Source organism: Pseudomonas sp. NPDC086251, from assembly GCF_044746405.1.
Classification (GTDB): Bacteria; Pseudomonadota; Gammaproteobacteria; order Pseudomonadales; family Pseudomonadaceae; genus Aquipseudomonas.
The window spans coordinates 1-14,892 of record NZ_JBIVBY010000038.1 but is presented as its reverse complement, the minus strand read 5'-3'; the positions used below and the strand labels follow the sequence as shown (position 1 = coordinate 14,892).

Annotated in this window: 14 protein-coding genes; 6 read left to right on the top strand and 8 right to left on the bottom strand. The window is 60.7% G+C overall.

What is annotated here, in order from left to right:
- Positions 1–10: 10 nt before the first annotated feature.
- Positions 11–760: a FadR/GntR family transcriptional regulator gene (locus ACIPL2_RS30140; RefSeq protein WP_401363004.1), complete on the top strand. Its 750-nt coding sequence runs from the start codon at positions 11–13 to the stop codon at positions 758–760.
- A gap of 158 nt (positions 761–918) precedes the next feature.
- On the opposite strand, the gene ACIPL2_RS30135 is transcribed toward ACIPL2_RS30140, so the two are convergent.
- Positions 919–1,110 carry a hypothetical protein gene (locus ACIPL2_RS30135; RefSeq protein WP_401363001.1) on the bottom strand — a complete coding sequence of 64 codons (192 nt, stop codon included), beginning with the start codon at positions 1,108–1,110 and terminating at the stop codon, positions 919–921.
- A 14-nt stretch (positions 1,111–1,124) separates the two neighbouring features.
- Positions 1,125–2,441: a phospholipase gene (locus tag ACIPL2_RS30130; RefSeq protein WP_401362999.1), complete on the bottom strand. Its 1,317-nt coding sequence runs from the start codon at positions 2,439–2,441 to the stop codon at positions 1,125–1,127.
- Positions 2,442–2,675: 234 nt separating this feature from the next.
- Here ACIPL2_RS30130 and kdgD point away from each other — a divergent pair, with 234 nt between their 5' ends.
- The 5 genes from kdgD to ACIPL2_RS30105 all read left to right on the top strand — a co-directional run bounded on the left by kdgD (position 2,676) and on the right by ACIPL2_RS30105 (position 9,286).
- Positions 2,676–3,587: a 5-dehydro-4-deoxyglucarate dehydratase gene (gene kdgD / locus ACIPL2_RS30125; protein ID WP_401362996.1), complete on the top strand. Its 912-nt coding sequence runs from the start codon at positions 2,676–2,678 to the stop codon at positions 3,585–3,587.
- A gap of 61 nt (positions 3,588–3,648) precedes the next feature.
- Positions 3,649–5,094: an aldehyde dehydrogenase family protein gene (locus ACIPL2_RS30120; protein ID WP_401362993.1), complete on the top strand. Its 1,446-nt coding sequence runs from the start codon at positions 3,649–3,651 to the stop codon at positions 5,092–5,094.
- 80 nt (positions 5,095–5,174) lie between these two features.
- The gene (locus ACIPL2_RS30115) at positions 5,175–6,620 is read left to right on the top strand and encodes an MFS transporter (protein WP_401363112.1); all 1,446 of its coding nucleotides are present in this window, start codon (positions 5,175–5,177) and stop codon (positions 6,618–6,620) included.
- An 11-nt stretch (positions 6,621–6,631) separates the two neighbouring features.
- Positions 6,632–8,185 (top strand): galactarate dehydratase, encoded by a 1,554-nt coding sequence (gene garD / locus ACIPL2_RS30110; RefSeq protein ID WP_401362990.1) that lies wholly within the window; start codon positions 6,632–6,634, stop codon positions 8,183–8,185.
- A 159-nt stretch (positions 8,186–8,344) separates the two neighbouring features.
- A complete protein-coding gene (locus tag ACIPL2_RS30105) occupies positions 8,345–9,286 on the top strand; it encodes an AEC family transporter (RefSeq protein ID WP_401362987.1) in 942 nt (313 codons plus the stop codon).
- Between the two features lie 129 nt (positions 9,287–9,415).
- Here the strand turns inward: ACIPL2_RS30105 and ACIPL2_RS30100 are convergent, their stop codons facing one another.
- The 6 genes from ACIPL2_RS30100 to gatC all read right to left on the bottom strand — a co-directional run bounded on the left by ACIPL2_RS30100 (position 9,416) and on the right by gatC (position 14,638).
- Positions 9,416–9,796, bottom strand: coding sequence for a carboxymuconolactone decarboxylase family protein (locus tag ACIPL2_RS30100; RefSeq protein ID WP_059403231.1), 381 nt, complete (start codon positions 9,794–9,796; stop codon positions 9,416–9,418).
- A complete protein-coding gene (locus ACIPL2_RS30095; RefSeq protein ID WP_401363110.1) occupies positions 9,783–10,853 on the bottom strand; it encodes a calcium/sodium antiporter in 1,071 nt (356 codons plus the stop codon). Before ACIPL2_RS30095 ends, ACIPL2_RS30100 begins: the two co-directional genes overlap by 14 nt.
- Before the next feature lie 50 nt (positions 10,854–10,903).
- Positions 10,904–11,278 carry a septal ring lytic transglycosylase RlpA family protein gene (locus ACIPL2_RS30090; protein WP_401362983.1) on the bottom strand — a complete coding sequence of 125 codons (375 nt, stop codon included), beginning with the start codon at positions 11,276–11,278 and terminating at the stop codon, positions 10,904–10,906.
- Positions 11,279–11,426: 148 nt separating this feature from the next.
- Positions 11,427–12,872 (bottom strand): Asp-tRNA(Asn)/Glu-tRNA(Gln) amidotransferase subunit GatB, encoded by a 1,446-nt coding sequence (gene gatB, locus ACIPL2_RS30085; protein WP_059403234.1) that lies wholly within the window; start codon positions 12,870–12,872, stop codon positions 11,427–11,429.
- Between the two features lie 10 nt (positions 12,873–12,882).
- A complete protein-coding gene (gene gatA / locus ACIPL2_RS30080; RefSeq protein ID WP_401362979.1) occupies positions 12,883–14,334 on the bottom strand; it encodes an Asp-tRNA(Asn)/Glu-tRNA(Gln) amidotransferase subunit GatA in 1,452 nt (483 codons plus the stop codon).
- Between the two features lie 16 nt (positions 14,335–14,350).
- Positions 14,351–14,638, bottom strand: coding sequence for an Asp-tRNA(Asn)/Glu-tRNA(Gln) amidotransferase subunit GatC (gatC, locus tag ACIPL2_RS30075; protein ID WP_007901429.1), 288 nt, complete (start codon positions 14,636–14,638; stop codon positions 14,351–14,353).
- Positions 14,639–14,892 lie beyond the last annotated feature (254 nt).

Sequence of the window (14,892 nt, the reverse complement as noted above, 5' to 3'; positions counted from 1 at the left end):
GACGTTCACCATGGAAAACCCGATCGACGCACCTCGCCTCCCTCGCAAGCGCCGCAGCCTCGCTCAGGAACTGGTGACCGTGCTGTCCGAGCAGATCCGCGACGGTCACCTCAAACGCGGCGACAAATTGCCCACCGAGTCGGCGATCATGGATGCCCATGGCGTCAGCCGCACCGTGGTGCGCGAAGCGATTTCCCGTTTGCAGGCGGCCGGGCAGGTGGAAACCCGCCACGGCATCGGCACCTTCGTTCTCGACACCCCGAGCCCGAGCGGTTTTCGGATCGACCCGGCGACTGTGGTGACCTTGCGTGATGTGCTGGCGATTCTGGAGTTGCGCATCAGCCTCGAAGTGGAATCCGCCGGCCTCGCCGCACAACGTCGCAGCCCTGAGCAGTTGGCGTTGATGCGTGCCGCGCTGGATGCATTGAATGAAAGTGCTTCCCACGCCAGTGATGCGGTGGCTTCGGATTTCCAGTTCCACCTGCAAATCGCCCTGTCGACCGGCAACCGCTACTTCACTGACATCATGACTCACCTGGGCACCAGCATCATTCCGCGCACGCGGCTGAACTCGGCGCGGCTGGCCCATGATGATCAGCAGCACTACATGAGTCGTTTGAGTCGTGAGCACGAAGAGATTTACGACGCGATCGCCCGCCAGGATTCCGATGCGGCGCGCGCGGCGATGCGCTTGCACCTGACCAACAGTCGCGAACGGTTGCGGCATGCGCATGAAGAGGCAGAGGCGCAGCGGGGGTAGGTTTTCTGATGGGGTGATTTATTGCCTGACAGGCCGCTTTCGCGAGCAAGCCCGCTCCCACATTTGATCTCTGGTGTTCATAAATTTTGTGTGCACAGATGATCCAGTGTGGGAGCGGGCTTGCTCGCGAAGAGGCCAGCAGCCGTTACGCTACGGCTTCAGCCTGTCCTGAGAATCGAACGATCCACCCGCACCGCCAATTCACCAGTCCTGGGTTTGGCATCAAACACCACATTCCCCAACTCACCCACCACCGCCCGAGCAATCGGCACTCCCTTGGCCAACAACTCCAACGGCGCGCCCTTCATCGATTGCCCCGAAGCCAATTCCAGTTTCAATTTAATCGTCATCTTCGATCTCCTTATCAGGCCACGTTGCCAGTCGGTTGGTAATCTTTGAGCAGCAGGTACGTGCTCCAGCCCCACCAATCGTCAACAGTGGCGGTGTCGTTCAGGTTGTTGACGTCCTTGCGCCGCAGCACCTTGCTGCCCTCGACCTTGAACAACGCCGAGAAATTGCCCGTCGGGTTCAGCGCGGTTTGCAGATCCGGCAGTTTTTTCAACGCAGCGAAGCTGGCGGGCGCCGGCGCGATACCGCTGAGGTAGGCCGCGAAGATCTCATCCGCCGACACCTGCACCGCTTGATTCACCTGGACGCGATTGGCGCTGTCGATAGCGTCGAAGTAGCGCTTGTCCCCATACGCGCGCCACTGCTCACCGTTGCCATTGCGCACATTAAGGCCGAACTTGCTGTCCTCGTCGTGCATGAAACGGGTGATCAACGAACCCAGGTCGCTGGGCGTGACCACCGCCGCCAACTGCTTGCGCGGCACTCGCAAGTGGCCGGCGGAAAACAGGTCGGTCAGGTAATGATCGGCAAACGCGTTCATCGCGTAGGCCCGTTCCAACGACTGCTCATCGCCGCTGTTGCGGGCCGCGACCGCTTGTTGCAACGCGGCCGTGTGCCCGGCGATGTACGCCAGCAGCGCCCACTCGCCAAAGTGGTCGGCATTGTTGGCGGCCAGCTTCAGATAACGCCCCAACGGGAAAAGTGCCGAGACGAAACTGCCGCCGCCGGTGATCGTGTTCCACTCTTCCGACAACGTATCACCCAGTGCGTCATAGGCTTCGTGAGGTTGTTTACCGTCGTTGATCGCCTGCTTCACTGCGGCGATCTCCTTCTGCATCACGCCAAGAATCAACTTGGCCTCGGCGTTGGCAGCCGGCAGCACCGCCATGGAGTTGAAGGCGTTGGTAAACCGCTGGATTCGATCAATGGCTGTCGCGCCTTCGCTGACCGGTTGATCGGGGATTCCATAGAAATCACCGCCCAGTGCAACGATTTGGCCATAGGTCAGTGCCAGCCCATTGGGCAGGTGCAGCTCTACCTGCGAAGCCGCAATGGCGGGCGCATCCTTGACGAAACGCAGCAGGGTGCTGTCACCGATGGCGGTGTGTTCGCCACCCTCGAACCGCAGCTGTGGCGTGCCTTTCGAGGCTTTGCCATGAGCGGTGGAGGGCGATGCGGCTTTTTTGGTCGCGTGGTTATGCGGATCGGAGATCAGCAACACCAGATGATGGCTGTCCCCGGAAATACGGATGCCTTGCTTGGTAAACAGATCATCCAGTTCGGCAATGACCGGCTTCGAGTTTTCCTGCAGTCGAGTGTGTAGACCTGACATTTCTAGCTCCTTGATATGTCGTCGGTATGAATCTAATAACTGTATGTATATACAGTGATTCCGAGCATAGAGGAGATTTTTCCTACGTCAAGAAAATACCTTTCCGACACAAAATCTGCAGGTGAGCGATGAAATGCAGTTGACGGTTATTATTTAAGTTGTACGATGACCTACAACTTCGGCGAAGGCTGAACGGTTTTCTCACATAACGTCGCTACTCAGGGTGTTCGAATAATGAATCCACAAGAACTGAAGTCCATCCTCTCTTCCGGTCTGCTGTCCTTCCCGGTCACCGACTTCAATGCTCAGGGCGATTTCCATCGCGCGGGCTACATCAAGCGTCTCGAATGGCTGGCCCCATACGGCGCCTCGGCATTGTTCGCCGCGGGCGGCACCGGTGAGTTTTTTTCTCTGGCGGCCAGCGAATACTCGGAAATCATCAAGACCGCCGTCGACACCTGTGAAACCAGCGTGCCGATCCTGGCCGGCGTGGGCGGTTCGACTCGCCAGGCCATCGAATACGCACAGGAAGCCGAGCGCCTGGGCGCCAAAGGCCTGTTGCTGCTGCCGCACTACCTGACCGAAGCCAGCCAGGACGGCGTTGCCGCCCACGTTGAAGCCGTGTGCAAATCGGTGAAAATCGGCGTGGTGGTTTACAACCGTAACGTCTGCCGCCTGACCGCGCCGCTGCTGGAACGCCTGGCCGAGCGCTGCCCGAACCTGATCGGCTACAAGGATGGCCTGGGCGATATCGAGTTGATGGTGTCGATCCGTCGCCGCCTCGGCGATCGCTTCAGCTACCTGGGCGGTTTGCCGACCGCCGAAGTGTACGCCGCTGCTTATAAGGCGCTGGGCGTGCCGGTGTACTCCTCGGCGGTGTTCAACTTCATCCCGAAAACCGCGATGGATTTCTACCACGCCATTGCCCGCGAAGATCACGCCACCGTCGGCAAGATCATCGACGACTTCTTCCTGCCGTACCTGGACATCCGTAACCGCAAATCCGGTTACGCCGTCAGCATCGTCAAGGCCGGGGCAAAAATTGCCGGCTATGACGCAGGTCCTGTGCGTGCACCGCTGACCGATCTGACGGCTGAGGAGTATGAAATGCTCGCCGCGCTGATCGACAAGCAAGGTGCTCAATAACACACCCGATTAAACAAGGCCGCTGAGTGATCAGCGGCCTTTTGCGTGAGGAGATCTTCCAGTGGCTGATACAAAGCGTTTCGATAACTACATCAACGGTGAATGGGTTGCGGGTAGCGATTACTCCAACAACATCAACCCGTCCGAGTTGACCGATACCATTGGCGCATACGCCAAGGCCGATCTGGCCCAGGTTCACGCCGCCATCGACGCCGCTCGCGCCGCGTTCCCGGCGTGGTCGACCTCGGGCATCCAGGCTCGTAACGATTCACTGGATAAAGTCGGTACGGAAATCCTCGCCCGTCGCGAAGAACTCGGCACCCTGCTGGCCCGGGAAGAGGGCAAGACCCTGCCCGAAGCCATCGGCGAAGTGACCCGCGCCGGTAACATCTTCAAGTTCTTCGCCGGTGAATGCCTGCGCCTGTCCGGCGACTACCTGCCGTCGGTGCGTCCGGGCGTCAACGTCGAAGTCACTCGCGAAGCACTGGGTGTGGTCGGCTTGATCACACCGTGGAACTTCCCGATCGCGATCCCGGCGTGGAAAATCGCCCCGGCCCTGGCCTACGGCAACTGCGTCGTGCTGAAACCGGCCGACCTGGTCCCGGGTTGTGCCTGGGCGCTGGCTGAAATCATCTCCCGCGCAGGCTTCCCGGCCGGCGTGTTCAACCTGGTAATGGGCAGCGGTCGAGTGGTGGGCGATGCGCTGGTGCAGAGCCCGAAAGTCGACGGCATCAGCTTCACCGGCTCCGTCGGTGTTGGCCGTCAGATCGCCGTCAACTGCGTGTCGCGCCAAGCGAAAGTGCAGCTGGAAATGGGCGGCAAGAACCCGCAGATCATTCTCGACGACGCCGACCTCAAACAAGCGGTCGAGCTGTCGGTGCAGAGCGCGTTCTACTCCACCGGCCAGCGTTGCACCGCCTCCAGCCGCTTCATCGTCACCGCCGGGATTCACGACAAGTTCGTCGAAGCCGTGGCCGAGCGCATGAAGTCGATCAAGGTCGGTCACGCGTTGAAAGCCGGCACCGATATCGGTCCGGTCGTCTCGCAAGCGCAGCTTGAACAAGACTTGAAGTACATCGACATCGGCCAGTCCGAAGGTGCGCGTCTGGTCAGCGGCGGTGGTTTGGTCACCTGCGATACCGAAGGCTACTTCCTCGCCCCTACGCTGTTTGCCGACAGCGAAGCGGCGATGCGCATCAGCCGTGAAGAAATCTTCGGCCCGGTGGCCAACGTGGTTCGCGTCGCGGATTACGAGGCAGCCCTGGCCATGGCCAACGACACCGAATTCGGTCTGTCGGCGGGCATCGCCACCACGTCGTTGAAGTATGCCAATCACTTCAAGCGTCACTCCCAGGCCGGGATGGTGATGGTCAACCTGCCGACCGCCGGCGTGGATTACCACGTGCCATTCGGTGGGCGCAAAGGTTCATCCTATGGATCGCGTGAGCAAGGTCGCTATGCGCAAGAGTTCTACACCGTCGTAAAAACCAGCTACATCGGTTCCTGATCCACGCAACTCCTGTGGGAGCTGGCCTGCCAGCGATAGCATCACCGCGGTGTGAATGAAACACCGAGTGGCCTGTATCGCTGGCAGGCCAGCTCCCACAAAAGACAGACCTAAGAAGATTCACCCCGCATAAAAATAATCAGTGGGAGTACGTCTACATGCAAGCGACCAAGCCGACCCACGTCCGCTATTTGATTTTGCTCATGCTGTTTCTGGTGACCACGATCAACTACGCCGACCGGGCTACTATCGCCATCGCGGGCTCCAGCCTGCAAAAAGACCTCGGCATCGACGCGGTCACCCTCGGTTATATTTTCTCTGCATTCGGTTGGGCCTACGTGGCCGGGCAAATTCCCGGTGGCTGGCTGCTGGACCGTTTTGGCTCGAAAAAAGTCTACGCACTGAGCATCTTCACCTGGTCGCTGTTCACCGTGCTGCAGGGTTATGTCGGTGAGTTCGGCATGTCCACGGCGGTGGTGGCGCTGTTTATGCTGCGCTTCCTCGTGGGCCTGGCCGAAGCGCCGTCCTTCCCCGGTAACGCGCGCATTGTCGCGGCCTGGTTCCCGACTGCTGAACGCGGCACGGCCTCGGCGATCTTCAACTCGGCGCAATACTTTGCCACCGTGTTGTTCGCACCGCTGATGGGCTGGATCGTCTACACCTTTGGCTGGCAGCACGTGTTCATCGTGATGGGCTGCATCGGCATTGTGTTCTCGCTGATCTGGCTGAAAGTTATCCACAGCCCGCGCCAACACCCGATGATCAATGACGCCGAGTTCAAGCACATCGCCGACAACGGCGGCATGGTCGACATGGACCAGGACAAAGGCAAAGGCAAAAAGGTCGACGGACCGAAGTGGGACTACATCCGCCAGTTGCTGACCAACCGCATGATGCTCGGCGTGTACCTCGGTCAATACTGCATCAACGGCATCACCTATTTCTTCCTGACCTGGTTCCCGGTGTACCTGGTGCAAGAACGCGGCATGACCATCCTCAAGGCCGGTTTCATTGCCTCGTTGCCGGCCATCTGCGGCTTCATCGGTGGCGTGCTCGGCGGGGTGATTTCCGATTACCTGCTGCGCAAGGGCCATTCCCTGACCTTCGCCCGCAAGGCGCCGATCATTGCCGGCTTGCTGGTTTCCAGCAGCATCGTGGCCTGTAATTACGTAGACATCGAATGGATGGTGGTCGGTTTCATGGCCCTCGCGTTCTTCGGCAAAGGCGTGGGCGCACTGGGTTGGGCCGTGGTGTCCGACACCTCGCCGAAACAGATCGCCGGTTTGAGTGGCGGCCTGTTCAACATGTTCGGCAACATCGCTTCCATCACCACGCCGATCGTGATTGGTTACATCATCAGCTCCACCGGCTCGTTCAAATGGGCGCTGGTGTTCGTCGGTTGCAACGCGCTGGTCGCGGTGTTCAGCTACCTGGTGATCGTAGGCCCGATCAAGCGTGTGGTGTTGAAAGAGCCGCCGGTCAGCGGCCCTGAAACCAGCAATAAATTATCTCAAGCGCATTCCTGAGGAGCGGCGTCATGCAGTTGATTGAACATTCCGACTCGCCGCGCTACATCCGCCTGCACGAGCGGGACAACGTGGTGATCGTGGTCAATGACCAGGGCGTGCCGGCCGGCACCGAATTTCCGGACGGGCTGGTCACCGTGGACTTTGTGCCGCAGAGCCACAAGGTCACTCTGGAAGACATTCCCGAGGGCGGCCAGGTGATTCGTTACGGCCAGACCATTGGCTACGCGTTGCAGCCGATTCCGCGCGGCAGCTGGGTCAAGGAAGATCAACTGCGCATGCCCACCGCGCCACCGCTGGACAGCCTGCCGCTGTCCACCGAAGTGCCGGCGGCGCAGGCACCGCTGGAAGGCTTCACGTTCGAGGGTTATCGCAACGCCGACGGCACCGTCGGCACGCGCAATATTCTGGGGATTACCACCACGGTTCAATGCGTCACGGGCGTGCTGGATCATGCGGTCAAGCGCATCAAGGACGAACTGCTGCCGCAGTACCCTAACGTCGATGACGTGGTGGCGCTGACCCACAGTTATGGCTGTGGCGTGGCGATCACCGCCGCTGACGCGTACATCCCGATCCGCACCGTGCGCAACCTGGCACGCAACCCGAACCTGGGTGGCGAAGCGTTGGTGATCAGCCTGGGCTGCGAGAAATTGCAGGCCGGGCAGGTGATGCATGAGAACGACAGCTCGGTGGATCTGAGCGAGCCGTGGTTGTACCGCTTGCAGGATTCCAGTCACGGTTTCACCGAGATGATCGAGCAGATCATGGCGTTGGCCGAAACCCGATTGAAGAAGCTCGATCAACGTCGCCGGGAAACCGTACCGGCGTCCGAGCTGATCCTCGGCATGCAATGCGGCGGCAGCGATGCGTTCTCCGGGATCACCGCCAACCCGGCGCTTGGCTACGCCTCGGACCTGTTGCTGCGCGCGGGCGCGACGGTGATGTTCTCCGAAGTCACCGAAGTGCGCGATGCGATTTACCTGCTGACGTCCCGGGCGGAAACCACGGAAGTCGCCGAGGAACTGGTGCGCGAAATGGACTGGTACGACCGTTACCTGGCCAAGGGCGAAGCGGATCGCAGCGCCAACACCACGCCGGGGAACAAGAAGGGCGGGTTGTCGAACATTGTCGAGAAGTCGTTGGGCTCGATCGTCAAATCCGGCAGCAGCGCGATCAACGGGGTGCTGGGCCCTGGCGAGCGTTTCAAGCGTAAAGGGCTGATCTTCTGCGCGACGCCGGCCAGCGATTTCGTCTGCGGCACCTTGCAACTGGCGGCGGGGATGAACCTGCATGTGTTCACCACCGGCCGCGGTACGCCGTATGGTTTGGCGATGGCACCGGTGGTGAAGGTCTCGACCCGCACCGAACTGGCGCAACGCTGGCCGGACCTGATCGATATCGATGCCGGGCGGATTGCCACCGGGCGCGCTTCGATTGAGGACTTGGGTTGGGAGTTGTTCCACTACTACCTGGACGTCGCCAGCGGCAAGAAACAGACGTGGGCCGAGCAGCACAAACTGCATAACGACATCACCTTGTTCAACCCGGCGCCGATCACCTGAGACCGCGTTATCGTTCATCGCGGGCAAGCCTCGCTCCTACAGGTTCGGTGATCCCCTGTAGGAGCGAGGCTTGCCCGCGAAGGCGGTTTAACAGGCGCCAGAGGACTTGGTGGCTTATCATTAGCCGCCTATCGACGCTCACCCAAGGTTCCCCCCGGCATGCTGGCTATCTTCCTCGAAACCCTGAACATCACCGCGCCGGTGTTTGCCATGCTGTTTCTGGGGGTGCTGCTCAAGCGCATCAACTGGATCAACGACAACTTCATCCACACGGCTTCGGCCCTGGTGTTCAACGTCACCATGCCGGCGCTGCTGTTCCTGGGCATCCTGCATGCCGACCTGCACGCCGCGTTGCAACCGGCGCTGCTGATCTATTTCTCGATAGCGACGCTGCTGTGTTTCGCCATCGCCTGGGGCTGGGCGATCTTGAAGTGCCCGCGTGAAGACCGGGGGATTTACACCCAGGGCGCCTTTCGCGGTAACAACGGCGTGATCGGCCTGGCACTGGCAGCGAGCATGTATGGCGACTACGGGATTTCCCTCGGGGCGATTCTCGCGGCGTTGGTGATCCTGTTTTACAACACGCTCTCGACCATCGTGCTGGCGGTGTACAGCCCGGTGATCAAGTCCGACCCGTGGAGCATCTGCAAGAGCGTGATGGTCAATCCGCTAATCATCAGTGTGTTTGCAGCGGCGCCGTTTGCCTACTTCAAGCTCAGCTTGCCGGGATGGCTGGAAACGTCCGGCCAGTACCTGGCGCAAACCACCTTGCCACTGGCATTGATCTGCATCGGCGGCACGCTGTCACTGGCGGCGTTGCGCAAAAGCGGTGACATGGCGTTGAGCTCAAGCCTGGTGAAGATGATCGGCCTGCCGGTACTGGCAACGCTCGGCGCATGGCTGTGGGGCTTTCGGGGGGCGGAGTTGGGGATTCTGTTTCTGTACTTCGGCAGCCCGACGGCGGCGGCCAGTTTTGTCATGGCCCGTCAGGCCGATGGTAATCATGAACTGGCGGCTGCGATTATTGTGATTACGACGTTGATGGCAGCGGTGACCACCAACATCGGGATTTTTGTGTTGCAGTGGGGCGGGTGGATTTAGCGTCAGGATTTGCAGTGTTTTATCGGGCCTCTTCGCGAGCAAGCCCGCTCCCACAGGGGAATGCATTCCAAATGTGGGAGCGGGCTTGCTCGCGAAGGCGATAGACCTGCCACCGCCAATGCCGGCTATTTACTCCGGCTTCTGATAGCTATCGATCACTTCCTGCGCCGCCCGGAATGCATCGATCGCAGCCGGCGCACCGGCATACACCGCGCAATGCAGCAATGTCTCGCGAATCTCTTCCACGGTGCAGCCATTGTTCAGCGCACCGCGCACATGACCTTTCAATTCCTGCGGGCACTTCAACGCGGTCAGCGCGGCGAGGGTGATCAGGCTGCGGGTTTTCAGTGGCAATCCTTCACGGTTCCAGACGCTGCCCCACGCGTGCTCGTTGACGAAATCCTGCAGCGGCTGGCTGAACTCGGTGGCGTTGCCCAGTGCGCGGTCGACGAAGGCATCGCCCATCACTTGGCGGCGGACTTCAACGCCAGGTTTTTTATTCTCGGTCATGCAATTCCCTCTTGTGGTGTTGGCGACGCCAGGCGCGCAGCGACGTGAACAGCAAAAACGCCACCAGCGCCGGCAGGACGAAAAACAGCATCAGGTGTTCAAGCTTGCCGGCCAGCGGCATGCCGGTGGTGAATGACACCACGTGCAGACCGTAAGCCAGATACAAACCGAGGAACAGCAGACCTTCGGCGCGGGTCACCCGGTAACCGGAATAGAACACCGGCAGGCACAGCGTCGCGACGCCGAGCATCACTGGCAGGTCGAAATCCAGGGCGTTGGGCGAGACCGACAACGGCGACGGTGCGACCAGTGCGGTGAAACCGAGCACGCCCAGCAGGTTGAACAGGTTGCTGCCGATCACGTTACCAACGGCGATCTCCCGCTCACCGCGCAACGCGGCGATCAACGAGGTCGCCAGTTCCGGCAGGGACGTGCTGACGGCGACGATGGTCAGGCCGATGATCCGTTCCGACAGCCCCAGGTCGGTGGCGACCGCAACCGCGGCGCCCAACAGTAAGTGTCCGGCATACACCAGCATCGCCAGCCCGGCTACGATCATCAGCAGGCTGCTGATCCACGGCGCTTGCGGGGCATCGTGGGTGGCCGATTGCGGACGGGCCGAGTGCCGCGACTGGCGCAGCAGCAAGCCCAGATACAGCGCCATGGCCGCCAGCAACAGCATGCCGTCGGTTCGGGTCAGCTCTTCATTCCACGCCAGTACGAACACCAGCAGGCTGGCGCCGATCATCAACGGAATGTCCAGGCGCACCAGTTGCCGCGATACCCGCAGCGGGATGATCAGCGCCGAGAGGCCGAGGGTCACGAGGATGTTGAAAATGCTGCTGCCGATCACGCTGCCGACCGCGATGTCAGCGTTTTGCGCCAGGGTCGCTTGCAGGCTGACAGCCATTTGCGGCGCGCTGCTGCCGAGGGCGACGATGGTCAGGCCGATAATCAGCGGTCGCACGTGCAACCGCGCCGCCAGGCGCACGGCGGCGCGCACCATCAGCTCGGCGCCGGCGATCAGCAGGACCAGGCCGCTGAGCAATTCGATCAGGCTGATCAGGGGGATGTCGGTTAGTCCGAAAATGGTCGGGGCTCCGTCTGTCAGTCGTCGAGGGCTTGCACGCGTACCCGTGCGGTGCCGCTCCTGAGCATACCCAGTTGTTCGGCGGCCTCGTGTGAAAGATCGATCAGGCGCCCACGGGTATGTGGCCCGCGATCGTTGATGCGCACCACGCAGGATTGGTCGTTATTCAGATTGGTGACCTTCACCCGCGTACCAAAGGGTAGCTGGCGATGGGCAGCGGTCAGGGAATTCTTGTTGAAACGCTCGCCACTGGCGGTGCGCTTGCCCTGGTGTTTGGCACCGTAATAGGACGCCATGCCGGTCTTGTCGTAGCCGTGCGGATCGATGACATCGTTACTGGCACAACCGGCGAGCAGCGAGAGCAGGGCGCAGGCGCTGAGTAGTCGTTTCATTCTAAGGTTTCCCGAAACAATTGTGGGAGCGAGCCTGCTCGCGATAGCGTTCTGACAGTCAACTCATCGTTGAGTGCCGGACCGCCATCGCGAGCAGGCTCGCTCCCACAGGGGGTAGAGCCAGGCTTTGAAACTGGCTCCATTCCGGTCAGCCTTCGAGCTTGCTTTTCAGCAGTTCGTTGACCTGTTGCGGGTTGGCCTTGCCTTTGGAGGCTTTCATGGCCTGGCCGACGAAGAAGCCGAACATCTTGCCGCGTTTGGCTTCGTCGGCCGCGCGGTATTGCTCGACCTGCTCGGCGTTGGCCGCGAGCATTTCGTCCAGCACCGCCGAGATCGCACCCGTGTCGGTCACTTGCTTCAAGCCGCGCTTGTCGATGATCTCGTCCGCGCTGCCTTCACCGTTGGCCATCGCTTCAAACACCACCTTGGCGATTTTGCCGGAGATGGTGTTGTCCTTGATGCGCAGCAACATGCCGCCCAGTTGCTCGGCCGAGACCGGCGACTGCTCGATGTCCAGGCCCTGTTTGTTCAACAGGCTGCCCAGTTCAACCATCACCCAGTTGGCCGCCAGCTTGGCGTCGCCGCTGATGCTCACGACTTTCTCGAAGTAATCGGCTTGCTCGCGGCTGGTGGCCAGGACGCTGGCGTCGTAGACCGACAGGCCGAACTGCTCCTGGAAGCGCTCGCGTTTCTGCGGCGGCAATTCCGGCAGGGTGGCGCGCACGTCATCGAGGAACGAGTTCTCGATGACCACCGGCAGCAGGTCCGGATCAGGGAAGTAACGGTAGTCGTTGGCTTCCTCTTTGCTGCGCATCGGACGGGTTTCGTCCTTGTTCGGATCGTACAGGCGAGTCTGCTGGATCACCCGGCCGCCGTCTTCGATCAGCTCGATCTGACGCTGTACTTCGGTGTTGATCGCCTTCTCGATGAAACGGAACGAGTTGACGTTCTTGATCTCGCAGCGAGTGCCGAATTCAACCTGGCCTTTCGGACGGATCGACACGTTGCAGTCGCAACGCAGCGAGCCTTCGGCCATGTTGCCGTCGCAGATGCCCAGGTAACGCACCAGCGCGTGGACGGCCTTGACGTAAGCCACGGCTTCCTTGGCGCTGCGCATGTCCGGCTCGGACACGATCTCCAGCAGCGGTGTGCCGGCGCGGTTCAGGTCGATGCCGGTGGCACCGTTGAATTCTTCGTGCAGGCTTTTACCGGCGTCTTCTTCCAGGTGCGCGCGGGTGATGCCGACGCGTTTGACCGTGCCGTCTTCCAGCGCGATGTCCAGGTGGCCCTTGCCGACGATCGGCAATTCCATCTGGCTGATCTGGTAGCCCTTCGGCAGGTCCGGGTAGAAATAGTTTTTGCGGGCGAACACGTTGTGCTGGCCGATCTCGGCATCGATTGCCAAGCCGAACATCACCGCCATGCGCACCGCTTCCTGGTTCAGCACCGGCAGTACGCCGGGCATGCCCAGGTCTACCAGGCTGGCCTGGGTGTTCGGCTCGGAGCCAAACGTGGTGGAACTACCGGAAAAGATTTTCGACCGGGTGGTGAGCTGGGTATGAATCTCCAGCCCGATCACGACTTCCCATTGCATGTGTGTCTCCTCAGAAGCCGGTTGGGGTGCGGGTGTGCCAGTCAGTGTTCAACTGATACTGGTGCGCAACGTTGAGCAAGCGGCCTTCCTGGAAATACGGAGCGAGCAATTGCACGCCGACCGGCAGGCCATCGACGAAACCGGCGGGCATGGACAAGCCCGGCAGACCGGCGAGGTTGGCGGTGATGGTGTAGACGTCTTCCAGGTACGCAGCGACCGGGTCGCTGTTCTTGGCGCCAAGCTTCCAGGCCGGGTTCGGCGTGGTGGGGCCGAGAATGATGTCGACCTCATTAAAGGCCGCCATGAAGTCGTTCTTGATCAAGCGACGAATCTTCTGCGCCTTCAGGTAGTAGGCGTCGTAGTAACCGGCGGACAGCGCGTACGCACCGACCATGATCCGGCGCTGTACTTCCGGGCCGAAACCTTCGCCACGGGAACGCTTGTACAGGTCGATCAGGTTTTTCGGGTCTTCGCAGCGGTAGCCGAAACGCACGCCGTCGAAACGCGACAGGTTGGACGAGGCTTCTGCCGGCGCGATCACGTAGTACGCAGGAATCGCGTGCTGCATGTTCGGCAGGCTGATTTCCTTGACCACGGCGCCGAGCTTTTCCAGCTCCTTGACGCTGTTGTGGATCAGCTCGGCGATGCGCGGGTCGAGACCGGCGCTGAAGTATTCCTTCGGCACGCCGATGCGCAGGCCTTGCAGCGAACCGTTGAGGCTGGCGCTGTAATCAGGCACGGGCTCGTCGATGCTGGTGGAGTCTTGCGGGTCGAAACCGGCCATGCCTTGCAGCAGGATGGCGCAGTCTTCGGCGGTGCGCGCCAACGGGCCGCCCTGGTCGAGGCTGGAGGCGTAAGCGATCATGCCCCAGCGCGAAACGCGACCGTACGTCGGTTTCAGGCCGGTGAGGTTAGTCAGTGCAGCGGGCTGACGGATCGAGCCGCCAGTATCGGTGCCAGTGGCTGCAGGCAGCAGACGAGCGGCAACCGCCGCCGCTGAACCGCCAGACGAACCGCCCGGAACGTGTTCCAGGTTCCACGGGTTTTTCACCGCGCCGTAGTAGCTCGACTCGTTGGCCGAACCCATGGCGAATTCGTCCATGTTGGTCTTGCCCAGGGTCACGGCCCCGGCAGCGGCCAGCTTGGCGACCACGGTGGCGTCGTACGGTGCTTTAAAGTTGTCGAGCATCTTCGAGCCGCAGCTGGTGCGGATGCCCTGGGTGCAGAACAGGTCTTTGTGAGCGATCGGCGCGCCGAGCAGGGCGCCGCTCTCACCGTTGGCCCGGCGTGCGTCAGCGGCTTTCGCCTGCTGGAGCGCCAGGTCTTCGGTGAGGCTGATGAAGCTGTTGAGCTGCGGATCGAGCTGGGCGATGCGCGCCAGCAGGACTTTGGTCAGCTCTTCGGAAGAAAACTTTTTATCGGCGAGTCCGCGGGCGATCTCGGCCAGAGTCAATTGATGCATTGCAGGCTCTTTCCCTTTAGTCGATGACTTTCGGAACCAGGTACAGGCCGTTTTCGACCGCTGGTGCGATGGACTGATAGGCCTCGCGATGATTGGTCTCGGTCACGACGTCTGCACGCAGGCGCTGGCTGGCTTCCAGTGGGTGGGCGAGCGGCTCGATACCGTCGGTATTGACCGCCTGCATTTCGTCGACCAGCCCGAGAATGCTGTTCAGGGCCGAAGTGATGTGTGGAAGATCGGCATCATTAAGGCCAAGACAGGCCAGATGAGCGATTTTTTCCACGTCGGAGCGTTCAAGCGCCATGGGAATCTCCAGTGGAAAACAGAACGGACGGCGTCCGTGTGTTAGATTGTCGGAACACTACCGCATTTCTACGGTCATAAGGCCGCGATTGTGGGGGTTGGTGCACAGAAAAGCGGCCAATTTAACATATTGGCGCCTTGCCCAAAATCCCTGTCGTTGTTAGAGTTTGCCGCACTTTTTTACCCACGCGTTGCCTAGGGTCCTTTCCCCATGTTCAAGAAACTGCGTGGCATGTTTTCCAGCGATCTTTCCAT